Annotated in this window: 23 protein-coding genes and 1 other RNA gene; 14 read left to right on the forward strand and 10 right to left on the reverse strand. The window is 53.0% G+C overall.

What is annotated here, in order from left to right:
- Nucleotides 1-38 precede the first annotated feature (38 nt).
- The gene (gene cof, locus QNN86_RS15000; RefSeq protein ID WP_115259227.1) at nucleotides 39-857 is read left to right on the forward strand and encodes an HMP-PP phosphatase; all 819 of its coding nucleotides are present in this window, start codon (nucleotides 39-41) and stop codon (nucleotides 855-857) included.
- Between the two features lie 51 nt (nucleotides 858-908).
- Here cof and QNN86_RS15005 read toward each other — a convergent pair whose 3' ends face one another.
- The gene (locus QNN86_RS15005; protein WP_219921364.1) at nucleotides 909-1,964 is read right to left on the reverse strand and encodes a PLP-dependent cysteine synthase family protein; all 1,056 of its coding nucleotides are present in this window, start codon (nucleotides 1,962-1,964) and stop codon (nucleotides 909-911) included.
- A 112-nt stretch (nucleotides 1,965-2,076) separates the two neighbouring features.
- On the opposite strand from QNN86_RS15005, the gene decR reads away from it, so the two are divergent.
- The 5 genes from decR (at nucleotide 2,077) to amtB (ending at nucleotide 8,035) form a co-directional block, all read left to right on the forward strand.
- Nucleotides 2,077-2,535 (forward strand): DNA-binding transcriptional regulator DecR, encoded by a 459-nt coding sequence (gene decR / locus QNN86_RS15010; protein WP_164496612.1) that lies wholly within the window; start codon nucleotides 2,077-2,079, stop codon nucleotides 2,533-2,535.
- Nucleotides 2,536-2,579: 44 nt separating this feature from the next.
- Nucleotides 2,580-4,352 (forward strand): SmdA family multidrug ABC transporter permease/ATP-binding protein, encoded by a 1,773-nt coding sequence (locus tag QNN86_RS15015; protein WP_182296545.1) that lies wholly within the window; start codon nucleotides 2,580-2,582, stop codon nucleotides 4,350-4,352.
- Nucleotides 4,345-6,123, forward strand: a complete 1,779-nt coding sequence (locus QNN86_RS15020) for a SmdB family multidrug efflux ABC transporter permease/ATP-binding protein (protein WP_414211494.1) — start codon at nucleotides 4,345-4,347, stop codon at nucleotides 6,121-6,123. The genes QNN86_RS15015 and QNN86_RS15020 overlap by 8 nt, the downstream gene beginning before the upstream one ends.
- Nucleotides 6,124-6,378: 255 nt before the next feature.
- Nucleotides 6,379-6,717: a P-II family nitrogen regulator gene (gene glnK, locus QNN86_RS15025; RefSeq protein ID WP_096758051.1), complete on the forward strand. Its 339-nt coding sequence runs from the start codon at nucleotides 6,379-6,381 to the stop codon at nucleotides 6,715-6,717.
- Nucleotides 6,718-6,748: 31 nt separating this feature from the next.
- Nucleotides 6,749-8,035, forward strand: coding sequence for an ammonium transporter AmtB (amtB, locus tag QNN86_RS15030; RefSeq protein ID WP_096758050.1), 1,287 nt, complete (start codon nucleotides 6,749-6,751; stop codon nucleotides 8,033-8,035).
- Nucleotides 8,036-8,109: 74 nt separating this feature from the next.
- Here amtB and tesB read toward each other — a convergent pair whose 3' ends face one another.
- Nucleotides 8,110-8,970 carry an acyl-CoA thioesterase II gene (gene tesB, locus QNN86_RS15035; protein ID WP_115259224.1) on the reverse strand — a complete coding sequence of 287 codons (861 nt, stop codon included), beginning with the start codon at nucleotides 8,968-8,970 and terminating at the stop codon, nucleotides 8,110-8,112.
- A gap of 212 nt (nucleotides 8,971-9,182) precedes the next feature.
- Here tesB and QNN86_RS15040 point away from each other — a divergent pair, with 212 nt between their 5' ends.
- The gene (locus tag QNN86_RS15040; RefSeq protein WP_115259223.1) at nucleotides 9,183-9,752 is read left to right on the forward strand and encodes a YbaY family lipoprotein; all 570 of its coding nucleotides are present in this window, start codon (nucleotides 9,183-9,185) and stop codon (nucleotides 9,750-9,752) included.
- A gap of 31 nt (nucleotides 9,753-9,783) precedes the next feature.
- Here the strand turns inward: QNN86_RS15040 and QNN86_RS15045 are convergent, their stop codons facing one another.
- A complete protein-coding gene (locus QNN86_RS15045) occupies nucleotides 9,784-10,095 on the reverse strand; it encodes an MGMT family protein (protein WP_153879390.1) in 312 nt (103 codons plus the stop codon).
- Between the two features lie 162 nt (nucleotides 10,096-10,257).
- Here QNN86_RS15045 and ffs point away from each other — a divergent pair.
- Nucleotides 10,258-10,354, forward strand: an RNA gene (gene ffs / locus QNN86_RS15050) — signal recognition particle sRNA small type.
- Nucleotides 10,355-10,404: 50 nt separating this feature from the next.
- Here ffs and QNN86_RS15055 read toward each other — a convergent pair.
- Entirely contained in the window at nucleotides 10,405-11,832 is a 1,428-nt protein-coding gene (locus tag QNN86_RS15055) for a PLP-dependent aminotransferase family protein (protein ID WP_096758046.1), read from the reverse strand.
- 88 nt (nucleotides 11,833-11,920) lie between these two features.
- Here QNN86_RS15055 and QNN86_RS15060 point away from each other — a divergent pair, with 88 nt between their 5' ends.
- Together QNN86_RS15060 and QNN86_RS15065 are read left to right on the forward strand one after the other, a co-directional pair.
- Nucleotides 11,921-12,532, forward strand: coding sequence for a YczE/YyaS/YitT family protein (locus tag QNN86_RS15060; RefSeq protein WP_153879388.1), 612 nt, complete (start codon nucleotides 11,921-11,923; stop codon nucleotides 12,530-12,532).
- Between the two features lie 82 nt (nucleotides 12,533-12,614).
- Nucleotides 12,615-12,968, forward strand: a complete 354-nt coding sequence (locus QNN86_RS15065; RefSeq protein WP_115259217.1) for a DUF1428 domain-containing protein — start codon at nucleotides 12,615-12,617, stop codon at nucleotides 12,966-12,968.
- Nucleotides 12,969-13,021: 53 nt separating this feature from the next.
- Here the strand turns inward: QNN86_RS15065 and QNN86_RS15070 are convergent, their stop codons facing one another.
- Entirely contained in the window at nucleotides 13,022-14,575 is a 1,554-nt protein-coding gene (locus tag QNN86_RS15070) for an EAL domain-containing protein (protein ID WP_115259216.1), read from the reverse strand.
- Nucleotides 14,576-14,759: 184 nt separating this feature from the next.
- Between QNN86_RS15070 and QNN86_RS15075 the strand changes: the two genes are divergently transcribed.
- Together QNN86_RS15075 and ykgO are read left to right on the forward strand one after the other, a co-directional pair.
- Nucleotides 14,760-15,020, forward strand: a complete 261-nt coding sequence (locus QNN86_RS15075; protein ID WP_115259215.1) for a type B 50S ribosomal protein L31 — start codon at nucleotides 14,760-14,762, stop codon at nucleotides 15,018-15,020.
- Nucleotide 15,021: 1 nt separating this feature from the next.
- Complete coding sequence (ykgO, locus tag QNN86_RS15080) at nucleotides 15,022-15,162, forward strand: type B 50S ribosomal protein L36 (protein ID WP_005125190.1); 141 nt, start codon at nucleotides 15,022-15,024, stop codon at nucleotides 15,160-15,162.
- 73 nt (nucleotides 15,163-15,235) lie between these two features.
- Here ykgO and QNN86_RS15085 read toward each other — a convergent pair whose 3' ends face one another.
- From QNN86_RS15085 to acrA, 5 genes are all read right to left on the reverse strand, one after another.
- Nucleotides 15,236-15,709, reverse strand: a complete 474-nt coding sequence (locus QNN86_RS15085; RefSeq protein ID WP_096758041.1) for a YlaC family protein — start codon at nucleotides 15,707-15,709, stop codon at nucleotides 15,236-15,238.
- A gap of 381 nt (nucleotides 15,710-16,090) precedes the next feature.
- On the reverse strand, nucleotides 16,091-16,309 hold the full coding sequence (locus QNN86_RS15090) for an HHA domain-containing protein (protein ID WP_002892050.1): 219 nt from the start codon (nucleotides 16,307-16,309) through the stop codon (nucleotides 16,091-16,093).
- 27 nt (nucleotides 16,310-16,336) lie between these two features.
- Nucleotides 16,337-16,711 (reverse strand): Hha toxicity modulator TomB, encoded by a 375-nt coding sequence (gene tomB, locus QNN86_RS15095; RefSeq protein WP_115259201.1) that lies wholly within the window; start codon nucleotides 16,709-16,711, stop codon nucleotides 16,337-16,339.
- 488 nt (nucleotides 16,712-17,199) lie between these two features.
- On the reverse strand, nucleotides 17,200-20,349 hold the full coding sequence (acrB, locus tag QNN86_RS15100; protein WP_096758039.1) for an efflux RND transporter permease AcrB: 3,150 nt from the start codon (nucleotides 20,347-20,349) through the stop codon (nucleotides 17,200-17,202).
- Between the two features lie 22 nt (nucleotides 20,350-20,371).
- A complete protein-coding gene (gene acrA / locus QNN86_RS15105; RefSeq protein ID WP_096758038.1) occupies nucleotides 20,372-21,565 on the reverse strand; it encodes a multidrug efflux RND transporter periplasmic adaptor subunit AcrA in 1,194 nt (397 codons plus the stop codon).
- A 141-nt stretch (nucleotides 21,566-21,706) separates the two neighbouring features.
- On the opposite strand from acrA, the gene acrR reads away from it, so the two are divergent.
- Together acrR and mscK are read left to right on the forward strand one after the other, a co-directional pair.
- The gene (gene acrR, locus QNN86_RS15110) at nucleotides 21,707-22,351 is read left to right on the forward strand and encodes a multidrug efflux transporter transcriptional repressor AcrR (RefSeq protein ID WP_096758037.1); all 645 of its coding nucleotides are present in this window, start codon (nucleotides 21,707-21,709) and stop codon (nucleotides 22,349-22,351) included.
- Between the two features lie 126 nt (nucleotides 22,352-22,477).
- On the forward strand, nucleotides 22,478-25,819 hold the full coding sequence (gene mscK / locus QNN86_RS15115) for a mechanosensitive channel MscK (protein WP_414211508.1): 3,342 nt from the start codon (nucleotides 22,478-22,480) through the stop codon (nucleotides 25,817-25,819).
- Nucleotides 25,820-25,864 lie beyond the last annotated feature (45 nt).

Raw genomic sequence — 25,864 nt, forward strand, 5'->3', positions numbered from 1 at the left:
GAACCACAAGTTAACCGCGTCACAGTGTGGAGAAAGAAATGGCTCGTCTGGCTGCATTTGATATGGATGGCACCCTGCTGATGCCGAATCACCATTTAGGTGACGAAACACTCTCGACGCTGGCGCGCCTGCGTGAACGCGACATCACTCTGACGTTTGCCACTGGCCGCCATGTGCTGGAGATGCGTCATATCTTAGGGACCCTCTCACTGGACGCATTTTTGATAACGGGTAACGGGACGCGTATTCATTCGCTGGAAGGGGACGTACTGCATCGTCAGGATCTGGCACCCGAGGCAGCAGATATCGTCCTGCATCAGAAGTGGGATACCCAGGCCAGCATGCATGTCTTCAATGACAATGGCTGGTTCACCGGGCAGGAGATCCCGTCGATCCTCAAGGCGCATGTGTACAGCGGATTCCGTTATCAGGTCGTGGATGTGAAACGTATCCCCGCGCATCAGGTGACGAAGATCTGCTTCTGCGGCGATCATGACGACCTGATACGCCTGCGCATTCAATTGAATGAGGCGCTGGGTGAGCAGGCAAATCTCTGTTTTTCCGCCGTAGACTGTCTTGAAGTGCTGCCGCTAGGCTGTAACAAAGGCTCCGCGCTGGCGGTACTGAGTGACCATTTAGGTTTTTCTATGGCTGAGTGCATGGCATTTGGTGACGCGATGAACGATCGCGAGATGCTGGGCAGCGTGGGGCGAGGTTTGATTATGGGCAACGCCATGCCGCAATTAATTGCTGAGCTTCCTGATTTACCGGTGATTGGACATTGTCGCAATCAGGCGGTATCGCACTTTTTAACACATTGGCTGGATAATCCGCATCTACCTTATTCCCCCGAATGAGAGATCCCTTCCAGCAAGCCAGACCATTAGGTCTGGCTTTTTTTTGCCGGTTTACTGGGTATTCAGCAGTTGGGCGATTTCCGCTTTCCATGGTGTCAAATCGCCAATGTGCGCATTAACCCACTCTGGGTTGTAGTAGGTCTCAAGATAACGTTCGCCGCTGTCGCACAGTAACGTTACCAGTGAACCTGTTTCTCCAGCCTCACGCATGCGGGCGGCAAGTTGCAGCGTACCCCACATATTGGTCCCGGTTGAAGCTCCGACTTTGCGGCCCAACTGCGTTTCCAGCCAGTGCGCGGTAGCGACGCTGGCGGCATCCGGCACGCGCAGCATTTCATCAACCACGTCCGGAATGAAAGAGGGCTCGACGCGCGGGCGACCGATACCTTCGATTTTACTGCCCACCGGGCTGCGTAATGTGGCGTCACGCGCCTGCCAGTATGGCAGAAAAACAGAGTTTTCCGGATCGACCACCATCAGCCTGGTGTCGTAACCCTGGCAGCGAATGTAGCGCCCAATGGTTGCTGACGTGCCGCCGGTTCCGGCGCTCATCACAATGTGGCGGGGAACGGGATGTGGCTCGCATGACATCTGGCGGAAGATACTGTCGGCAATATTGTTATTGCCGCGCCAGTCGGTAGCGCGCTCAGCGTAGGTGAACTGATCCATATAATGGCCGTTGAGTTCACGGGCCAGCTGTTCAGACGCGGCATAAATTTCGCAGGCGCTTTCCACGAAATGGCAGCGACCGCCGTAAAACTCAATCTGCTCAACTTTGCGTTTTGCCGTGCAGGACGGCATGACGGCGATAAACGGTAGCCCCAGCAGGCGGGCGAAATAGGCTTCAGAAACCGCCGTGGAGCCGGAAGACGACTCAATAATGGTGGTGCCTTCTTTGATCCAACCATTGCACAGTCCGTACAGGAACAGTGAACGCGCCAGTCGATGTTTCAGGCTACCGGTCGGATGTGTACTTTCATCTTTCAGGTACAGCTGAATCCCCGGGAACGCCGGAAGTGACAGGCGGATAAGATGAGTATCTGCGGAGCGTTGATAATCCGCATTGATTTCATTGATGGCGTTTTTAACCCAGGAGCTATTCATCATTAATATCCATTTGTCATTTTGTGCCTAGAGTAACGAAAAGCACGGAAAAAATTGTTGCCATTTAGCCTTTAAAATAGAATGTAGGGAGAAAATTCTTCTCTGTGGAGTGGATATGTTAGACAAAATTGACCGCAAGCTGCTCAGCTTGCTGCAACAGGATTGCACCCTTTCTTTGCAGGCACTCGCAGATGCCGTTAATCTGACAACCACCCCCTGCTGGAAACGACTCAAGCGACTTGAGGATGACGGCGTTCTGCTTGGCAAAGTCGCGCTGCTGGATCCCGAAAAGCTGGGACTTGGGTTAACGGCCTTTGTGCTGATCAAAACGCAGCATCACAGCAGTGAATGGTACTGTCGCTTTGTGACTGAAGTGACCGGGATGCCAGAGGTACTGGGATTCTGGCGCATGGCCGGGGAGTATGACTACCTGATGCGAGTGCAGGTCGCCGACATGAAACGCTATGATGACTTCTACAAACGGCTGGTGAACAGCGTGCCGGGGTTGTCGGACGTTACCTCAAGCTTTGCGATGGAACAGATTAAATACACAACTGCTCTACCTATTGAATAATTCTCCCGGCGCTCATTGTCGGAAATCATGTCAGGACATAACGCGTGCGATTATTTGCTCAATTAAGCTGGTACTTTCGCCGGGAGTGGCGTCGCTACCTCGGGGCAGTGGCCCTGCTTATCATCATCGCTATCCTTCAACTTATTCCGCCTAAAGTGGTCGGTATTATTGTTGATGGCGTGACGGCTCAACGCTTCACGACCGAACGCCTGCTAATGTGGGTTGGCACAATTGCGCTGATTGCGGTGGTGGTCTATTTGCTGCGCTACGTCTGGCGCGTGCTGCTGTTTGGGGCATCCTACCAGCTGGCAGTTGAGCTGCGCGAAGATTATTACCGTCAGTTGAGCCGTCAACATCCTGAATTTTATCTGCGCCATCGCACGGGCGATCTGATGGCGCGCGCCACCAACGATGTTGACCGGGTGGTGTTCGCCGCCGGAGAAGGTGTGCTGACGTTGGTCGACTCGCTGGTGATGGGCTGTGCGGTGCTTATCGTCATGTCTACGCAAATAAGCTGGGAGTTGACGCTATTTGCCTTGCTACCGATGCCGGTGATGGCGCTGATGATTAAGCGTTACGGCGATCGGCTTCATAATCGCTTTAAGCAGGCGCAGGCGGCATTCTCCAGTCTCAACGATCGTACTCAGGAGAGCCTGACCAGCATTCGCATGATTAAAGCCTTTGGTCTGGAGGACCGGCAGTCGGCCTTATTTGCCGCAGATGCGCAGGATACCGGTAAGAAAAATATGCGCGTCGCGCGCATCGACGCCCGCTTCGATCCCACCATTTATATCGCTATTGGTATGGCGAACCTGCTGGCGATTGGCGGTGGAAGCTGGATGGTGGTTCACGGTTCGCTGACGCTCGGTCAGCTGACCAGCTTTATGATGTATCTCGGTCTGATGATTTGGCCGATGCTGGCGTTGGCGTGGATGTTTAATATCGTCGAGCGCGGTAGCGCCGCCTACAGCCGTATTCGCGCCATGTTGGCGGAAGCTCCCGTTGTTAATGATGGCACGGAACCCGTGCCGGAAGGGCGCGGGGAACTGGCGGTTGCGATTCGTGAATTCAGCTACCCGCTGATGGCGCGCCCGACGTTGGAAAACGTTAATTTCCAGCTTAAGCCTGGGCAGATGCTGGGTATTTGTGGGCCGACCGGTGCGGGAAAAAGTACCATTCTGTCGCTGATCCAGCGCCACTTTGATATTACCCAGGGCGACGTGCGCTTTCATGACATTCCGCTGACGCGCTTACAGCTTGATAGCTGGCGCAGTCGGCTGGCAGTTGTTAGCCAGACGCCGTTCCTGTTTTCGGACACCGTCGGCAATAACATTGCACTTGGACGCCCGCAGGCGACACAGGCCGAAATCGAACATGTGGCGCGCCTCGCCAGCGTGCATGAGGATATTTTACGTTTGCCGCAGGGATATGACACCGAAGTGGGCGAGCGGGGCGTGATGCTCTCGGGCGGGCAAAAACAGCGAATTTCTATTGCCCGCGCGCTGCTGCTTAATGCGGAAATTCTGATTCTTGACGATGCGCTGTCGGCGGTAGACGGCCGTACCGAACATCAGATCCTGCATAACCTGCGCCAGTGGGGCGAGGGAAGAACGGTTATTATCAGCGCCCACCGCTTGTCGGCGCTGACAGAAGCCAGCGAGATTATCGTGATGCAGCACGGACATATTGCCCAGCGTGGCGACCATGACACGCTGGTTCAGCAACCCGGTTGGTACAGTGATATGTATCGCTATCAGCAGCTGGAAGCGGCGCTGTCTGATGCCCCTGCGTTAAATGAGGAGGCGGCGAATGCGTAGTTTTGGGCAATTATGGCCGACGCTGAAACGGCTACTACGCTATGGTTCACCGTGGCGAAAACCGCTGGCCATTGCGGTGGTGATGCTGTGGGTGGCTGCGGCGGCGGAAGTCAGCGGTCCGCTGCTGATAAGCTACTTTATTGATAACATGGTGGCGAAAAACAATTTGCCGTTGGCGATGGTGGCTGGTCTGGTTGCGGCTTATGTCGGTCTGCAACTGCTGGCGGCGGGACTGCACTATGCGCAGTCGCTGTTGTTTAACCAGGCTGCCGTCGGTGTGGTGCAACAGCTACGCACGGATGTCATGGATGCTGCGCTGCGCCAGCCGTTGAGTGAATTTGACATCCAGCCCGTCGGACAGCTTATCTCTCGTGTAACCAACGATACCGAAGTGATCCGCGACCTGTACGTGACGGTCGTGGCGACGGTACTGCGCAGTGCGGCTCTGATTGGTGCCATGCTGGTGGCGATGTTTAGCCTCGAATGGCGTATGGCGCTGGTCGCGATGGCTATTTTCCCGGCGGTGATGGTGGTGATGGTGATTTATCAACGTTACAGCACACCGATTGTGCGCCGTGTTCGTGCCTATCTGGCCGATATCAACGATGGTTTCAATGAAGTCATCAACGGTATGAGCGTGATCCAACAGTTTCGTCAGCAGGCACGCTTTGGGGAGCGTATGGGCGAGGCTAGCCGTTCGCACTATATGGCACGCATGCAGACCCTGCGACTGGACGGTTTTTTACTGCGTCCGTTGCTGAGCCTGTTTTCCGCCCTGATCCTCTGCGGTTTACTGATGTTGTTCAGCGTGACCTCTGGCACATCTATCGAGGTTGGCGTGCTGTATGCGTTTATCAGCTATCTCGGGCGTCTGAACGAGCCGTTGATTGAGCTGACGACTCAACAATCCATGCTGCAGCAAGCGGTTGTCGCCGGTGAACGCGTCTTCGAACTGATGGACAGACCGCGGCAGCATTATGGCGACGATGATCAACCGCTGAAGAGTGGCAACATTGAGGTTGATAACGTGTCATTTGCTTATCGCGATGACAATCTGGTGCTGAAAAATATCAGCCTGTCCGTGCCTTCACGTAGTTTTGTGGCGTTGGTTGGGCATACCGGCAGCGGCAAGAGTACGCTCGCCAGCCTGATGATGGGCTACTATCCGCTGACGCAAGGGGAGATCCGTCTGGACGGGCGCCCCCTCTCCTCGTTGAGTCACGGCGTCTTACGTCAGGGCGTCGCGATGGTGCAGCAGGACCCGGTTGTGATGGCGGACACCTTCCTGGCAAACGTCACGCTGGGCCGCGATATTTCTGAAGATCGAGTGTGGCAGGCGCTGGAGACCGTACAGCTGGCTGAGCTGGCACGCGGTCTGAGTGACGGTATTCACACCCGATTGGGCGAACAGGGCAATAATTTGTCCGTGGGGCAGAAACAGCTGCTGGCATTGGCGCGGGTTCTGGTCGAAACGCCGCAGGTACTGATTCTGGATGAAGCCACCGCCAGTATTGACTCCGGCACGGAGCAGGCCATTCAGCAGGCGCTGGCTGCTGTGCGCGAACACACTACGCTGGTGGTGATTGCCCATCGACTCTCCACGATCGTGGAAGCAGACACCATTCTGGTGCTGCACCGGGGGCAGGCCGTCGAGCGCGGCACACATCAGCAATTACTGGCGGCGCAAGGCCGCTACTGGCAAATGTATCAGCTGCAACTGGCTGGTGAAGAGCTGGCGGCCAGTGCGCATGAGGATTCCATTATTGCCTGATGGCGCTGCGCGTATCAGACCGTGACCAACGCGGTATCGTAGGCCGGATAAGGCGTTTACGCCGCCATCCGGCAATCAACAATCTGGTGCAAAAATGTAACGCACTATGCACCGTTATAGTGCGTTTTTTCTTTTTCTACCCCGGCCGCGCCCTGCGAGCCTGAATCATCCCGCGTTTTTCATTCCTGGCACACCCCTTGCAATATTCATCCTGTGTATCTGCAGCCACTACTGAATTCTGACTGGAGGGGATCTATGAAGCTGGTTACCGTGGTAATCAAACCGTTCAAACTGGAAGACGTCCGTGAAGCACTGTCTTCTATTGGTATTCAGGGGCTGACCGTCACCGAAGTGAAGGGCTTTGGTCGACAGAAAGGCCATGCCGAGTTGTATCGGGGAGCCGAATACAGCGTCAATTTTTTACCGAAGGTGAAGATTGATGTGGCGATTGCCGACGATCAGCTTGATGAGGTGATCGACGTCATCAGCAAGTCGGCCTACACCGGAAAAATTGGCGACGGCAAAATTTTTGTCGCCGAGCTGCAACGTGTGATTCGTATTCGTACCGGCGAAGCCGACGAAGCCGCACTGTAACTTCTGGCACACAGTGATAGGAAACCAAAAAATGAAGATAGCAACGATGAAAACGGGTATCGCTTCACTGGCACTGCTGCCGGGGCTGGCGATGGCAGCGCCAGCCGTCGCGGACAAAGCTGATAACGCCTTTATGATGATATGTACCGCGCTGGTGTTGTTTATGACCATTCCGGGCATCGCGCTGTTTTACGGCGGTTTGATTCGTGGCAAGAACGTTCTGTCGATGCTGACGCAGGTGACGGTGACGTTTGCACTGGTCTGCATTTTATGGGTGGTGTATGGCTACTCGCTGGCCTTTGGCGAGGGGAATAGTTTCTTCGGCAACTTCAACTGGGTGATGCTGAAAAACATTGCCCTGACGGCGGTAACGGGGAGTTTCTACCAGTACATTCACGTTGCGTTCCAGGGCTCATTTGCTTGCATCACCGTTGGACTTATCGTTGGGGCGCTGGCTGAACGCATTCGCTTCTCTGCGGTACTGATTTTTGTGGTGGTATGGCTGACGCTGTCCTACATTCCGATTGCGCATATGGTCTGGGGTGGTGGTCTGTTGGCCTCCCATGGCGCGCTGGATTTTGCGGGCGGGACGGTGGTGCATATCAACGCCGCGATCGCCGGGCTGGTGGGTGCTTATCTGATTGGCAAGCGTGTGGGTTTTGGCAAAGAGGCTTTCAAACCGCATAACCTGCCGATGGTCTTTACCGGGACCGCGATTCTCTACATCGGCTGGTTTGGTTTTAACGCAGGTTCTGCTGGGACGGCAAATGAAATCGCTGCACTGGCCTTTGTGAATACTGTGGTGGCGACCGCTGCTGCCATTCTCGGCTGGATCTTCGGTGAGTGGGCGCTGCGCGGTAAACCGTCGCTGCTGGGGGCGTGTTCTGGTGCCATTGCGGGCCTGGTTGGCGTGACCCCTGCTTGTGGTTACATTGGCGTCGGCGGTGCGTTGATCATCGGGGCAATTGCCGGTCTGGCGGGGCTGTGGGGCGTGACGATGCTGAAGCGTTTTCTGCGCGTTGATGACCCGTGCGATGTGTTCGGTGTGCACGGCGTTTGCGGCATTGTCGGCTGTCTTCTGACCGGGGTGTTCGCCGCCAGTTCGCTGGGTGGCGTAGGCTTTGCTGAGGGCGTGACCATGGGGCATCAGGTGCTGGTGCAGCTCGAAAGCGTGGCGATTACCATTGTCTGGTCCGGCGTGGTGGCCTTCATCGGCTATAAGCTGGCGGACATGACGGTAGGGCTGCGCGTACCGGAAGAGCAGGAGCGCGAAGGGCTGGACGTGAACAGCCACGGTGAAAACGCCTACAACGCTTGATATTTCACTCTGCCGGATGGCGCTAAACGCTTATCCGGCCTACGACAGATGTAGTCTGTAGGCCGGATAAGACATCAGTTGCGATTGCGCATCACCCCTTCCTGTACGGTAGAGGCAACCAGCACGCCGTCCTGTGTATAAAATTCCCCGCGCACAAAGCCCCGGGCACCGGAGGCAGAGGTGCTCTCGACGTTATACAGCAACCACTCATTGATATTGAAAGGACGATGGAACCACATCGAATGGTCGATAGTGGCTATCTGAATCCCTTTCTCCAGAAAACCAATCCCGTACGGCTGTAGCGCCACGGGCAGGAAGTTCAGGTCGGAGGCGTAGCCCAGCAGATACTGATGCACGCGTAGGTCGTCCTGCACCGTACCGTTGGCGCGGATCCACACCTGGCGTGCCGGTTCGGCGACATGGCCTTTGAGCGGGTTATGAAACTCCACCGGACGCACTTCCAGTGGGCGGTCATTGATAAATTTCTCTTTCAACAGCGGCGGCAGCAGATGCGCTACTGAACGGGCAATTTCGGTTTCGGATTTCAGCGCGTCGGGCCCAGGTGCGTGCGGCATGGTTTTTTGATGTTCAAAGCCATCTTCCGGCGCCTGAAAAGAGGCGGTCATGTAGAAAATGGGCTTCCCGTTCTGGATGGCGGCAATGCGGCGAGCGCTGAAACTGTTACCATCGCGCAGCACTTCGACATCGTAAATTATCGGTTTTTGGCTATCGCCGGGACGTAAAAAGTAGCTGTGAAAGGAGTGCACCAGCCGCTCTTCTGGCACGGTTTCTTTAGCGGCATACAGCGCCTGTCCGACGACCTGCCCGCCAAAAACCTGACGTAACCCTAAGTCCTCACTTTGGCCGCGAAAGAGTCCTTCTTCAATTTTTTCCAAATTCAATAATGTCAGCAAACTTTTTAGTGCCAGACTCATAGATGCTCTCCAGGTCATGTCGATGTCGCAGCGAAGTAGGCAGAGTATAACGCAATTTTGAAAGTGGTCCGATGGGTGCAATTGTCTGAATTACCGGTCGATTGCAGGCAAAAATAGCTACTTTGTACCACACTTAGTCACGTTATGTTTTTGTTAACCACTCTTCTGGCGAGGAAAGTTCTCGCTGGTGCATTGACGATAAGGAGAATTTAATGAAACTCGTGCACATGGTAAGTGGTTTAGCCGTTGCGGTCGCGCTGGCGGCCTGTGCTGATAAAAGTGCAGATATTCAGACACCTGCGCCAAGCCCTACTACGTCAATTGCTGACACACAGTCAAAAATTCAACAGCCGAATGTTTCTGGTACGGTGTGGATCCGCCAGAAAGTTGCGCTGCCACCGGATGCCGTACTGACCGTCACACTGTCGGACGCTTCGCTGGCGGATGCCCCGTCAAAAGTTCTGTCGCAAAAAGCGGTGCGTACTGAAGGGAAGCAGGCGCCATTTAGCTTTGTGCTGCCGTTTAACCCGGCAGATATTCAGCCGAACGCCCGTATTTTGTTGAGTGCAGCCATTATGGTGAACGACAAACTGGTGTTTATTACGGACACCGTGCAGCCGGTTATCAACCAGGGCGGTACCAAGGCCGATCTGACGCTGGTTCCTGTTCAGCAGACGGAAGTTCCGGTTCAGGCCAGCGGTGGTGCGGCAACTACGGTGCCGTCAACGTCTCCCACGCAGGTGAATCCGTCTTCAGCCGTCCCTGCACCTACGCAGTACTAAGACTGGCATAACCCTCTCCGCCAGGGGAGGGTTAATACACCCAGCGATAACGTTGTAAATCGATGTGCCCACTTCCCGAAACCACCACCCCTTCAGACAGCAATGCCTGACGCTGGCGCTGTAGATCCGGCCCGGTCAGCGATATAGCACCATGGCGATTAACGACTCGATACCACGGCAGGGTGCTGCCTTCGGGAAGCCGTTTGAGGACGCCGCCGACCTGACGCGCTGCGCGCGGAGATCCGGCAAGTCTGGCGACATCACCATAGGTAGTGACGAATCCTTCGGGGATTGCGGCGACAATTTGCCAGACGCGTTGGGGGAAAGAGTCTTGTATATCCATCAGTTATTCCTGCGCTAATTCCCCAGCATAATCTGGAATGGCGGGTGAGTGAAGCCGCATTGCACAAGAAAACAGCATCTGGTGCTGGATGGGTTGCAATTACACGGTGCAGCAGTGATAATGCGCCTGCGCGTTGGTTAACAACGCTCTCAATGGGGGCTCTGTTGGTTCTCCCGCAACACTACTCTGTTTACCAGGTCAGGTCCGGAAGGAAGCAGCCAAGGCAGATGACGTGTGTGCCGGGATGTAGCTGGCAGGGCCCCCACCCAATTCTGCCGTTCGGCAATCTCTTTCACCTTTCCTCGTCACTTAGATTATTTTACGTATTTTCCCATGACTTGCCTGTGAACGCAGAGTGTCCCAGATCGGCTGCAATGTGTTGAAGGCGGCGCGCATCGTGTCATCCGGCAGCGCGAAGGGCATGCGTAAGAAACGATCGAATGCACCCGCTAACCCAAAGCGCGTTCCGGTACCTAACTGAATACCGGCGCTGTCGGCGCGAGTGGCAAACAGCGTCGCCAGCGTATCGGGCAATTCTACCCAGAAAGATAACCCGCCCTGCGGTTGGGTAAATTGCCATTCCGGGAAATGCGATCGCATCAGAGTATGGCACTGGTCGCGTCTGGCGGTGAGCAGTTGTCTTCTGTCCGGGAGAAACTGCGCGGCGTTATCCAGCAGCCAGCCGGTAGCGAGCTGTTCCAGCACCGGAGAGCCTAAATCGAACGTGTCGCGGGTTTGCACCAGTGCGGCAATAGTCCGTGATGACGCCCGCACCCAGCCAAGACGTAATCCTCCCCAGAAACTTTTACCGGCAGACCCCAACATAATGATGGGTGCATCGCGATTGAAGGCGGCAAGCGGCGGTGGTGGCGGGGCGTCATACCACAGATTGACCATGGTTTCGTCCACCACCAGCGTGGTGTGCGTTTTGGCGGCGATATCGGCCACCACCTGGCGTGTGGCGGCGTCCATGCAACGTCCGGTAGGATTGTGAAAATCCGGCATCAGGTAGGCCATGCGTGGGGCGGTTTGTGCGATGGTGGCGACAAGACCCGCAGTATCCCATCCCTGTTCAGGCAGCGACACCCCCACGGGTCGGCAGGAGGCCCCCTGAATCGCCGCAATAGCGAGCGGGTAAGTAGGATGATCGACCACCACGCGATCGCCTGGGCCGGTAAGCAACCGCAGGATCAGCGCCAGCCCGCTGACTGCACCATTGACCACCATAACCTCATCCGGCTGCGTGGGTAATCCGCGTTCGCAGTAATGCCGGGCAATGGATTCGCGCAAAGACGGTAGCCCCTGGGGCAGATACCCGGAACTTAATAGATGCTGCGGTATGGCAAACAGCGCCTGCTGGTAAGCCTGATGAATTTCGGGACCTGCGCTGAGCGCGGCGGTGGACAGATCGAGTGCGGTACCGGTGACGGTGCGAGTCGGTACATGGCGAATATGTTCCGGCAGGATCACCCGTGAGCCGCTACCCTGGCGGCTTTCCAGATATCCTTCTTCCCGCAGCTGTGCCATTGCGCTGGCGATAGTTGTTCGGCTGACTTCCAGCACCGTAGCAAGTTCGCGCTCGCCGGGAAGCCGGCTATCCAGCGCCAGCCGGCCATCCAGTATCAGCAGACGCAAGGCTTCGGCCAGCTGTCGCCAGATTGGGGTACGTGAGGGACTCTCCTGCCAGTGCCCGAGCAGGCGCTGGAGAGACTGACTTCCATAACGGCGAGATGACATTGCAGTCCACTTTTTGGAAACTGGTCATTAATCATAGTGCCAATTGCGTTGAAGATGAAGACTGTCTGCGCAGGGAGAGGAGAAAAGCATGCTGCGTCGTTTACTGCAATTGTTTATCGGGCTGATGCTTTACGGCGTGTCGACGGCGATGTTTGTGCGTGCGGATTTAGGCGCTGATCCCTGGAACGTTTTTCATCTGGGTGTGGCAAATCTGTTGTCGATGAACATCGGCTTGGTGATTATTGCCGTGGGCGTATTGGTCCTGTTGGCATGGATCCCACTACGCCAGCGTCCGGGGTTTGGCACATTGAGTAATGTCATTATGATTGGGCTGGCGGCTGATGTGGCGCTGATGGTAATCCCGGGATTTGAATCCCTGTTTGCCCGCAGCGGTTTGTTGGTATCTGCGGTGATACTGAACGCCTTAGCGACCAGTCTGTATATCGGTGCGGGGTTCGGTGCTGGCCCACGAGATGGTCTGATGACCGGCATTCACGCGCGTACCGGTTGGCCGGTGAGGCGAATTCGAACGGCCATCGAAGTGTCGGTGTTGCTTATCGGTTGGCTACTCGGGGGAACCCTGGGCGTTGGTACGGTGCTGTATGCACTGGCGATTGGTCCGCTCATTCAGCTTTGCCTGCCGTGGTTTCGGTATCAGCCGCAGTCACGCATTCGGGTTCGGAATGAACCTACGGCATGATCGCGGGCTGACGACTAAACTTAATCTCGACTGACGCGGCCAGAATTGGCTTGCCGCGCAGTAAACTTCGGAGGCTTTTCTCATGAAGTATGTTGATGGTTTTGTGGTTGCCGTACCCGCTGAAAACAAGGAGGCGTATATCGCGATGGCGGCAAAAGCGGCTCCGCTTTTCAAGGAGTTCGGTGCATTGCGCGTGGTGGAATGCTGGGCAGACGATGTCCCTGACGGCAAATTGACCGATTTTCGCATGGCGGTAAAAGCGCAGGATCATGAAGAAGTGGTATTCAGCTGGATTGAGTATCCTTCAAAAGAAGTCCGTGACGCGGCGAATCAGAAGATGATGTCCGATCCCCGAATGAAGGAATTTGGCGAATCGATGCCCTTTGATGGCAAACGCATGATCTACGGTGGATTCTCGCCCATTATGGATGACTGACGTGACTGGCTGTGCGGCGTGCCGCCAGCCATCTCAATCTTTTCGCATGTCGGCTACAGTCGTGTCTCCGCCCACAGGATAAACTCTGCCTTTGGCAATGCCTTACTGTATAGCCAGCCCTGGCCGTACTGCACACCATGCTGTCGTAGCCACTCTTCCTGATTTTTCGTCTCGATACCTTCTGCCACCATTTCCAGCTTCAGCGTTTTTGCGATCTCGATAATATGCGGCGTCACGTTGTTGTATCCCAACGCATCCACGAACGATTTGTCGATCTTCAGAATATCGACATCCAGATCCTGCAAGTAACTGAGACTGGAATAACCGGTGCCAAAATCATCAATGTAAATCGAATGGCCGGCCTGGCGGTACTTGGCGATGAACGGAGCGCTGGTTTTCGGATCGGCAAAGGCGCGTTCTGTGAGTTCGAGTGCAATTTGCGACGGGTTTATCTGATAGTGATTCACCTTCCGGCTGAGCAGACCTGGCAGCGTTTCTGATGTCAGATTATCGGCTTCAAGATTGATGGAGATATGCTGCTCCGGATGGTGATGAAGCCATTTGCCCAGATCGTCAAACACGCTTTCGATAATCAGGCGAGTGAGAGGGGTTGTCAGGCCGGTCTGCTGTGCCAGCGCGACGAAAATCTCTGGTGAGAGAAAACTGCCATCGGGCTGCGGCCAACGGGCCAGCGCTTCGGCACCTACCACTTTCCCGGTACGAAGAGAAATGATCGGCTGATAGTACACCTTAATTTCACGGCGCTGGATAGCCTCCTGCAACTGATGATGGGGAGACTGCAAACGACGTAAAATACGCAGAACAAAGGCGGCGGTCAGCAGACCGATAAGAATTCCCGCCGGGAGCCAGATAAGCGCCTGTCGGTGCCATATTTTTTTTAGCGGCAGCGTAGATGCCCAACTGACGACGGTAATACCTAATGCAGGGAAGGGACGAGCGTTGTAAATAACGCCCTCTTTTTGCAAATGCGTAGTGGCATTATCTTGTTGAAAATTTTGCAAAATATCTTCGGGTAGCGTTCCGCTACTGGTGACAATCCTGCTTTTATCGGCGCCAATAATGGCGACATCAATCGGCCACGAACCAAACGGAACAACGTCAATGAACGTGGCGGGATCGACCATCACCACATAGTTTTCGCTGCCTAATGCAGCCATAAAACGCTGGATACCTAAGTCGTTATCCGTGGTTAACCAGGCACGGTAGCCATCCTCGGTGACTTTCATCGCCGCAGGGAAGGCGACAGCACGGCTTTTATTCTCGAGGGAAGAGCATTGCGGGACGTTGTCCTTAAGGTACACCACTTCCTGAATGTAACGATAGCTGTATGACAAACGACGCATTTCCAGTAAATGTTCCGTTCCGCAAGGTTCTCCCTTGAAGGTCTCAATCTGGCGTAATGCTTTTTTCGCCTGCTCGCCGACCCTTTCTGTGCGCAAAGCAACCCGGCTGGTGTAAGAATCAAGCTCGTCCATAAATTTAGTTTCAACCTGACGATACGCCAGCCACAGACTCAAACCCACTGGCGCAAGGATGGACAGAATCAGTATTCCGGTCACCAGGCCGATCAAATGTCGTGTTGTCACAGTGATATCCTTATTTACACAGCGTAGGGAAAGTATATCCGAAAGTGAAAAATCTATTCGAATGACCTAATAGATTTAAGAGGGGTATTTCCAGATTAATTACCCACTGTGTAAATGAGGTTGAGCCAGGGACGAGAGTAGTGTACTTTATTGTTATGTTATAATGTAACAATTAGAGGTTGCTATGAAACCGGATATCCATCCTTTTTATCGTACTGTGGTATTCCACGACACCAGTGCCAATGAGTACTTTAAGGTCGGTTCGACCATCAAAACGGAACGTGAGATTGAATTTGAGGGGCAAACGTATCCCTACGTGACCCTTGATATTTCGTCTAAATCACACCCGTACTACACCGGGAAGCAGAAGACGTTCGACAACGAAGGCAGTGCGGCGCGCTTCCAGAAACGTTTTGGCCATTTTATTGGCACTAAGCGAGGTTAATATGCAGGTTCTTAATTCACTTCGAAGTGCCAAACAGCGCCACCCTGACTGTCAGATAGTCAAACGCAAAGGGCGTTTGTATGTTATCTGCAAAACGAATCCGCGATTTAAAGCGGTGCAGGGCAGGAAGAAAAGACGTTAGACATTTTGCCAATATTTCAGGGAAACCAGTGCGTGCCAGCGGGTACGCACTTTTTTATTGGCTGGTAGGCAAGCTACTGACCGGCAGCTTCTGCGCGAGTTAGCGTGAAGACGTCGTAGAAAGAGAGTTCGCCTTTCCGCGCCATCATTTTTTGCAATTGGGCTTTACGTTCGCCATCCACCCGCGGTGAATGCAGAATGGTCTCGATAAGCGCTGGCGGAACAAAACGGGTGTTATACCATTCGCCGTTATAGCAGACTCTGAAGTCCAGCACGTCGATGTCTTCGAAACGGTAACGCGGCGCGACGTCAAAAAAGAAAAAACCATTGAGGATGACAAACAATACCACCAGCAGCCACACTGAATCGACCAGCGTTTCTGATTGCAGCATAACCGCCAGCGTGGCGAACCAGGCGACATACATGCCAATAAACAGTCCCGGATACTTGCGAATGAAGCTGATGCTAAAGCGCGGTCTGTTATCGCGCTTTTCGCGCACATTTAAGTCGTCAATTGTTTCGGTGAGCAGGCGCTGTATTTCTGTCATCTCTTGCCTTCGTGATGTCTTCAATATTCAGGTGGGATCGACCCATTTTAAGAGGGGATAGTGCCTGAAAAAAGTAACAGATTAACCACAATTTAGCATAACAGTTACATTTGAACGTATAGCGTTTTGATGAGGCGCGCAGGATTGCCGCCTACAACGGTGTTTTTGACCCAACAGGTTATGCAGGACAGTCTGCATCTTCTGTTTGCCGAACGTTCATTATGGCAAAACAATAAAATGCAATGCGCACAGGGGAGCGTTCCCATTACCTTATTGTGATCGAAGTCACCTGATTTGAATTAAATAACTATTGTAAATATGAGGAGGTGGTCAGCCAGACAAACAAATCTAACGCGATACCTGACTTAACCTCGTGAACAATTAGCGAATAAATTTCCAAACGGAAGTTGGAATCTTGTCGTACAGCTTATTCATCGTCAATTCAGCAAGGCGATGATCTGCTGCTGAGTAAAATACAGCCAGTTCATTGTCGGACAATTCATATTTATTTTTCTCAATAACGCGCTCGAGCGTGTCAATTGTCTGGCAGCGTCGAAGACGCATCAAATAATCTGTTTTAGTTAATGGTTTATCAGACATAACTCTTACCTATGATTGTAATATTTTTTAACAAGACAAACTAACAGGATTAGCCCTGGTGGCATTGACAAAACAGCGAAACAGTCGATTTCCGGACTTTCGCCATTTCTGCAAATCCTGCGTATTAATACCATAATTGCTGAACAACATAAAAGTGTCATCCAGGTATTCATCAATCTGCGCAATCAGCTTATTGTCCTCATTGTACTTAATTTTATAATTAAGTGCGAAGGTTGCAATATGCTCTATCAGTTCGTTGAGCTGCAGGCTGGTTGCTGAAGTCGGGTCATTAACCCAGCCATGGTTGCTTTGTTCAAGGTTTGCAAGACAGTCATGATACAAGGTTTCGCAGAGAAATTTAAGCTGCGCGATATCATGCCGTTTGGGTGAGTACTCGTCCATAGCGCATCCCCTTCTTAGTGGTTTAAACTAACCGAACACCTTCGGGGTGGATACAACAAACTACCTGAAACTTGCCCGTGACGCCTGATGATTTAACTATAATCTACTCTAAAAAAGATTTCATCGTCATATCATGAAAAATTACAATTGCGTAAAATTATGATGTGGCACCCTTTTTACATTTTACCTTAAAAATGAAGGTATTCGAAATGGAACAACTTCTTTATTGTTCGGGCAATCATCAGGTTAACGGAGTTAGCTTTAGCAATCAAAGGCAACCTCTAACAATGCAGATTAGCTGCTAGGATTAATCTTAATAATTATTCAGGTAAAATAAGAAACCTCAAGAATTCTTAAGAATAGCCTTTAAGCCTACAGGGATTATATCGCTTATTCACTCGGCAGAAAATAAACGTAATCACAATAAGTGATTTTTATGATTTTTCCAGAAAAAAGGCCGCTTGCGCGGCCTTTTCATTAGCGATGAATCAATGGTGATCAACCGGGTGGCTGTGTTCAACATCTTCATTCTTGCGGCTAAAGCGGCGGCGAACCACCACAAAGAACACTGGAACGAAGAAGATAGCCAGTACGGTTGCTGTAACCATCCCGCCCATTACGCCAGTACCAACGGCGTTCTGCGCGCCACTCCCTGCGCCGGAGCTGATAACCAACGGCATAACGCCAAGAATAAAGGCCAGCGAGGTCATCAGGATCGGACGTAAACGCATACGAACTGCATCCAGCGTCGCCTCGATCAACCCTTTACCCTCTTTATCCATCAAGTCTTTGGCGAATTCGACGATCAATATCGCGTTCTTCGCCGACAACCCAATGGTTGTGAGCAGGCCTACCTGGAAGTAAACGTCGTTAGTTAATCCGCGGAACGTCGCGGCCAGCAACGCACCGATAACCCCCAGCGGAACCACCAGCATAACGGAGAACGGAATTGACCAGCTCTCGTACAGTGCTGCCAGACACAGGAAGACGACGATCAGTGAAATGGCATACAGGGCCGGAGCCTGGTTGCCAGACAGTCGTTCCTGATAGGACATCCCGGTCCAGTCATAGCCGATACCGGACGGCAGTTTGCTTGCCAGTTGCTCCATCATTGCCATGGCTTCACCGGTACTTTTACCCGGTGCAGCCTGGCCTAAGATTTCCATGGAAGGCAGACCGTTATAGCGTTCCAGTCGCGGTGAACCATATTCCCAACGTGAGGTAGAGAAGGCGGAGAACGGTACCATTTGTCCATCGCTACCGCGAACGTACCAGTTTCCAATATCTTCCGGCAACATACGGTATTCCGCTTCAGACATGACGTAAACTTTCTTCACGCGACCGCGGTCGATGAAGTCGTTCACGTAGCTTCCGCCCCATGCTGCACCCAGCGTTGTATTAATATCACTAATGGAAACGCCCAGCGCCTGCGCTTTTTCCTGATCGATATCGATCTTGAACTGCGGCGTATCTTCCAGGCCATTAGGACGAACACCGACCAACAGATCCGGATGCTTGGCCACTTCACCAAACAGCTGGTTACGCGCCTGTGTTAGTTTGTCATGGCCCAAACCACCCTGGTCAATCAACTGGAAGTCAAAACCAGTTGCGGTACCCAGTTCGACAATCGCGGGCAGGTTAAAGGCGAAGACCATCGCATCTTTAATCTTCGAGAACGCCCCCATCGCGCGAGCGGTTATTGCCTCGACCTTGTTCTCATCACCCGGACGTTCGCTCCAGTCTTTTAACGACACGAAGGCAATACCGGTGTTCTGACCGCGTCCCGCAAAACCGAAGCCGTTAACGGCAAATACCGATTCAACGTTATTTTTTTCTTTGGTCAGATAGTAATCCGTCATTTCGTCCAGCACCTTCTGGGTACGCTCTTGCGTAGCACCTGCAGGTAGCTGAGCCATGGACAGGAATACCCCCTGGTCTTCATCCGGCAAGAAGGAGCTTGGCAGGCGAACGAACAGATAAGCCATGCCGACGACAATGATCAGATACAGCGCCAGATAACGACCCGTACTGCGCAGAATGCCGCCAACGCTGTCGGTATAGTGGTTGGTGCTCTTATCGAACATGCGGTTAAACCAGCCGAAGAAGCCTTTTTTGCCTTCTCCGTGATCGCCCTTAGCGATCGGTTTGAGCATGGTGGCACAAAGAGCCGGCGTCAGAATCAACGCCACCAGTACTGACAACGCCATTGCAGAAACAATGGTGATGGAGAACTGACGGTAGATTGCCCCGGTAGATCCGCCAAAGAATGCCATCGGGATAAATACCGCTGACAGCACCATCGCGATGCCCACCAGTGCGCCCTGAATCTGGCCCATTGATTTACGCGTCGCTTCTTTCGGCGGCAGTCCTTCCTCCGCCATAACGCGCTCAACGTTCTCGACCACCACGATGGCGTCATCCACCAACAGGCCGATGGCGAGCACCATCCCGAACATCGTCAGGGTGTTTATCGAGAAGCCGAAAATGGCCAGCACTGCAAAGGTACCCAGCAAGACCACCGGTACGGCAATGGTCGGAATCAACGTCGCGCGGAAGTTCTGCAGGAACAGATACATAACCAGGAACACGAGGATGATTGCTTCCACCAGCGTTTTCACCACTTCGTGAATTGAGATTTTCACGAACGGCGTGGTGTCATACGGGTAAACAATTTTCAGGCCTGATGGGAAGAACGGCTCCATCTTCGCCAGTTCAGCGCGGATGGCGCTAGCGGTATCCAGGGCGTTAGCACCTGTCGCCAGTTTGATACCCAGACCGGAAGCCGGTTTGCCGTTAAACTTCGCAATGATGTCGTAGTTTTCGCCACCCAACTCCACTTTCGCCACGTCACGCAGACGAACCTGAGAACCGTCCTGATTCACTTTCAGCAGAATTTTGCTGAATTCATCGGCAGAGGTCAGACGGGTTTGCGCGATGATTGACGCGTTAAGCTGCTGGCCTTTCACCGGTGGCGTACCACCTAACTGACCGGCTGCAACCTGGGCGTTCTGCGCTTTAATGGCGTTGATCACATCAACCGGCGTCAGCTGGAAGTTGTTCAGTTTGTTCGGATCCATCCAGATACGCATTGCGTACTGGGAACCGAACAGCTGAACGTCACCCACACCTGAAGTACGGCTGATGGCGTCCTTCATGTTAGCGCCCACGTAGTCTGAAATATCTTCCTGGGTCATGGTGCCGTTGGTGTTGATAACACCGACAACCATCAGGAAGCTACTTGAAGACTTCTCTACGCTAACCCCTTGTTGTTGAACTTCCTGAGGCAGTAACGGCATCGCCAGCTGCAGTTTGTTCTGTACCTGCACCTGTGCGATATCCGCATCCGTACCTGACTGGAAGGTAAGGGTGATCTGCACGGTACCCGTGGAGTCACTGTTGGAGGACATGTACATCAGGTTATCGATACCGTTCATATTCTGTTCGATAACCTGCGTAACAGTATCCTGTACTGTTTTCGCATCAGCGCCAGGGTAGGTCGCGGAGATCGTCACTGCAGGCGGTGCAATAGTTGGATATTGCGCTACCGGCAATTTGAGGATCGCGAGCCCCCCTGCCAACATGATGATAATGGCGATCACCCACGCAAATATGGGGCGATCGATAAAGAAATTAGGCATGTCTTAACGGCTCCTGTTTAAGTTAAGACTTGGACTGTTCAGGCTGGCTACCGCTTGCGGCTTGCTGGTTGTTATCCGCGGTGACTTCCTGCGCTTTTACCTGCGCGCCTGGACGTACTTTTTGCAGCCCCGTGACAATCACGCGGTCGCCTGGCTTAAGTCCTTCTGTGACCAACCATTTATCGCCAATTGCTTGTGCTGCCACAATCTGGCGGGTTTCCACTTTGTCATCTGCACCGATAACTAACGCGCTGGCTTCACCGCGCGGTGTACGGGTTACGCCTTGCTGTGGAACCAGTATTGCCGTTGGGTTGATCCCTTCTTCCAGACGAGCACGGACGAACATACCCGGCAGTAAGGTGTGATCCGGGTTAGGGAAGATGGCGCGCAGCGTGATAGAACCGGTGGTCTGATCAACCGTCACGTCAGAAAACTCCAGCGTACCGGATTGCGGGAATTTAATGCCGTCGCTGGTCACCAGTTCCACTTTCGCTTTACCGTTCTCTTGCTTCAGTTTGCCGTTCGCCAGCTCTTGTTTCAGTCGCAGGAAATCGTTGCTTGATTGTGTGACGTCGACATAGATCGGATCCAACTGCTGTACGGTTGCCAGCGCGGTCGCCTGACCGTTTTGCACCAGGGCACCTTCCGTAACGGCAGACTTACCAATACGGCCGCTAATTGGCGACGTGACTTTGGTATACGCCAGGTTAATACGCGCCGTTTCTACTGCGGCTTTCGCGGCAATAACGGCAGCATTTGCCTGTTGCGCATCGGCCTTGGCGGTATCGTATTCCTGTTGACTGATGTACTTGGTACCCAACAGTTTCTGATAACGATTCACCGTCAACTGAGCGATATTAGCTGCCGCCTGCGCTTTAGCCAGATCGCCTTTTGCACTTTCATATGCGGCCTGGTAAGTAGCAGGATCAATCTGATAGAGAGACACACCCGCTTCAATGTCACCGCCTTCTGTGAAATTACGCTTCAGGATGATGCCGCTAACCTGAGGGCGAACTTCTGCAATGCGGAAAGCACTGGTGCGACCCGGGAGTTCAGTTGTTATCTGTAGAGGTTCAGCTTTGAGCGTCACAACTCCAACCTCTGGCATCTGCTGGCCCCCTTGTTGGGCCTGTTTGTCGTCACATCCTGTTAGCGCTAAGCTGCCTGAGAGCATCAGAACGACTGCCAGAGGCGTTAACCCTCTGTTTTTGTTCATATGTAAACCTCGAGTGTCCGATTTCAAATTGATCAATGGCTTAAAGCCTATAAACCCATTGCTGCGTTTATATTATCGTCGTGCTATGGTACATACATTCACAAATGTATGTAAATCTAACGCCTGTAAATTCACTAACATATGGCACGAAAAACCAAACAACAAGCGCAGGAAACGCGTCAACACATTCTCGATGTTGCTCTGCGTTTGTTCTCGCAACAAGGGGTCTCTTCCACCTCGCTTGCAGAGATCGCAAAAGCCGCTGGCGTCACGCGTGGTGCAATCTATTGGCATTTCAAAAACAAGTCGGATTTATTCAGTGAAATCTGGGAGCTGGCAAAACCCAATATTGATGAACTAGAGTCTGAGTATCAGGCAAAATTCCCTGACGATCCACTATCAGTATTAAGAGAAATTTTAGTTTACGTTCTTGAAGCTACCGTGACAGAAGAACGCCGGCGTTTGCTGATGGAGATTATATTCCACAAATGCGAGTTTGTCGGGGAAATAGCCTCTGTTCAGTTGGCACAACGTAGCCTGTGTCTTGAAAACTATGATCGCATCGAGCAAACCCTTCGCAACTGTATGAACGCAAAAATGTTGCCGGAGAACCTGAACACGCGTCGTGTGGCGGTGTTACTGCGCAGCTATCTTTCCGGCATTTTAGAAAACTGGTTATTTGCACCAGAGTCTTTTGACCTGAAAAAAGACGCGCGTGAATATGTCGCTGTGCTGCTGGAAATGTGTCTGCTGTGCCCTACGCTTCGCGTGCCTGAGACCTGCTGACCAGAGGGTTTCACTCCAGGAATTTTCCTGGACATTTTCACCCCCGCTATTTTGTCCATCACAGCCGTGATATTCTAGCCGCTTGACTATTTTCGGTCACTTTTCTGGTTAGAAACATTCATCCTCATGACTATGTTGCAGCTTTATAAACGTTCACAGCATCTCATTGCTATTACCATTATTTTCTTCATTCTATTGCTGTCTTGCCAGTCATCAGCATTTGCGCGAGCGCAACAGAATGGCGAACTGCCGACGAAAGCGGATATTCAGAGCCAGCTAGACACGCTGAATAAACAAAAAGACCTTTCTGCGCAGGATAAATTGGTTCAGCAGGATCTCATCGATACCCTCGCCACGCTCGATAAAATTGAGCGGGTGAAGGACGAGACCGTTCAACTACGCCAGAAAGTGGCCCAGGCGCCGGAAAAAATGCGCGAGGCGACGGCGGCGTTAAATTCGCTCAGCGATGTCGATAATGACGATGAAACGCGAAAAACACTGAGCGCGCTCTCTCTGCGACAACTCGAGTCGCGCGTCGCCCAGGTGCTGGATGACCTACAAAGCGCGCAAAACGATCTGGCCGCTTATAACAGCCAACTGGTTTCGCTACAGACTCAGCCCGAGCGCGTGCAAAATGCGATGTACACCGCCTCGCAGCAAATGCAGCAAATCCGCAATCGCCTGGATGGTACCAGCGTTGGCGAGGCGGCATTACGCCCCAGCCAGCAGGTGCTGCTTCAGGCGCAGCAGGCATTGCTGAATGCGCAAATCGACCAGCAGCGTAAAAGCCTGGAGGGCAACACGGTTTTGCAGGATACCCTGCAAAAACAACGGGATTACGTGACGTCCAACACCAACAGGCTCGAACATCAGCTCCAGTTGCTGCAGGAAGCGGTGAACAGCAAACGTCTGACGTTAACCGAAAAAACCGCGCAGGAAGCAGTGACGCCAGATGAAGCGGATCGTATCCAGACCAATCCGTTGGTAAAACAGGAACTGGATATTAACCATCAGCTTAGCCAGCGCCTGATTTCCGCCACGGAAAACGGCAACTCACTGATGCAGCAAAACATTAAAGTCAAAAACTGGCTTGATCGTGCGCTGCAATCGGAACGCAATATTAAAGAACAAATCGCTGTGCTGAAGGGCAGTCTGCTGCTATCGCGCATTCTGTATCAGCAGCAGCAAACGCTGCCGTCGGCAGACGAGCTTGCTGATATGACTAACCGCATTGCCGATCTGCGTCTGGAGCAATTTGAAGTTAACCAGCAGCGTGATGCGCTGTTCCAGAATGATGCCTTCGTTGCCAAACTGGAAGAAGGGCACAGCAATGAAGTGAACGGCGAAGTTCATGATGCGCTGCTGCAGGTTGTGGATATGCGCCGTGAACTGCTGGACCAGCTGAATAAGCAGTTGGGAAATCAGCTGATGATGGCGATTAACCTGCAGATCAACCAGCAGCAGTTAATGAGCGTGTCGAAGAACCTCAAGAGCATCCTCACTCAGCAAATTTTCTGGGTTAACAGCAACCGCCCAATGGACTGGGATTGGGTGAAATCCTTCCCGCAAACGCTCAAAGACCAGTTTAAATCGATGAAAATCACCGTGAACTGGGAAAAAGCCTGGCCGGCGGTGTTTATCGCATTCCTGGCCGGTTTGCCGCTGCTGTTGGTAGCCGGGCTTATCCGCTGGCGCCTGAAGTGGCTGAAAGCGTACCAGGCGAAACTCGCCGCCGCGGTGGGTAACTTGCGCAATGACAGCCAGCTCAACACACCTAAAGCGATACTGATCGATCTGATTCGCGCCTTGCCCGCATGCCTGATTATCCTTGCCGTGGGCTTGATTCTGCTGACTATGCAACTGAACGTCAGCGATCTGCTATGGGCATTTAGCAAGAAAATGGCCGTCTTCTGGCTGGTGTTTGGCCTGTGCTGGAAGGTGCTGGAAAAAGACGGCGTGGCGATCCGCCACTTCGGCATGCCCGCGAAACAGACCAGCCACTGGCGCCGCCAGATCGTGCGTATTAGTCTGGCACTGCTGCCGCTAAATTTCTGGTCGGTGGTCGCTGAGCTTTCGCCTCTCAATCTGATGGATGATGTGCTTGGGCAGATTGTTATTTTCTTTAACTTGCTACTTATTGCCTTCCTGGTATGGCCAATGTGTCGTGAGAGCTGGCGTGATAAGGAATCGCACGGTCTGCGCCTGGTGACGATAACGGTATTGTCGATTATCCCGGTAGCTTTAATGGTGCTGACGGCAACCGGTTATTTCTATACCACGCTCCGTTTATCCGGCCGCTGGATTGAGACCGTATATCTGGTGATCATCTGGAACCTGCTGTACCAGACGGTGCTGCGCGGATTGAGCGTTGCGGCGCGCCGAATTGCCTGGCGTCGTGCACTTGCCCGTCGTGAGAACCTGGTGAAAGAAGGGGCCGAAGGCGCTGAGCCGCAGGAAGAACCTACCATTGCGCTGGAGCAGGTCAACCAGCAAACGCTGCGTATTACCATGCTGCTGATGGTGGCCCTGTTTGGCGTGCTGTTCTGGGCTATATGGTCCGATCTGATCACCGTGTTCAGCTATCTCGACAGTATCACGCTCTGGCATTACAACGGCACAGAAGCCGGTGCCGCGGTGGTGAAAGATGTCACTATGGGCAGCCTGCTGTTTGCGATTATTGCCTCAATGGTGGCCTGGGCGCTGATCCGCAACTTACCGGGTCTGCTGGAAGTGTTGGTGCTGTCGCGCCTGAAAATGCGCCAGGGCGCATCGTATGCGATCACCACAATCCTCAACTACGCGATCATTGCTATCGGTGCGATGACGGTCTTCGGGTCGCTCGGCGTATCGTGGGATAAATTACAGTGGCTGGCCGCTGCTCTGTCGGTCGGTCTCGGTTTTGGCTTACAGGAAATCTTCGGTAACTTTGTCTCGGGTCTGATCATTCTGTTCGAACGCCCGGTGCGTATCGGCGATACCGTCACGATTGGCACTTATTCCGGGACAGTCAGTAAGATTCGTATTCGTGCGACCACCATTACCGACTTTGATCGCAAAGAAGTGATCATCCCGAACAAAGCGTTTGTGACCGAGCGACTGATCAACTGGTCGCTTTCAGATACCACCACGCGTCTGGTTATCCGCATTGGGGTCGCTTACGGTTCAGATCTCGATAAAGTGAAAAAAGTGTTGCTGCAGGCGGCAATGGAACACCCGAAAGTGATGCACGATCCTGAGCCAGCCGTGTTCTTCACCGCCTTCGGTGCCAGCACGCTGGATCACGAACTGCGTCTGTATGTCCGTGAACTGCGCGACCGCAGCCACACGGTTGATGAACTTAACCGCGCGGTTGACCGCTTGTGCCGTGAAAACAACATTGATATCGCCTTTAACCAACTCGAAGTGCACTTGCACAACGCCAAAGGGGATACTGTGACTGAAGTTAAGCGCGGATATCATCAACGGTGATGATCCGACGCCTTCAGTAGGCTAATAGGAAATGTGATTGCCTGA

Origin of the sequence: Citrobacter sp. C348, assembly GCF_047467975.1 — a bacterium.
Taxonomy (GTDB): Bacteria; Pseudomonadota; Gammaproteobacteria; order Enterobacterales; family Enterobacteriaceae; genus Citrobacter; species Citrobacter gillenii.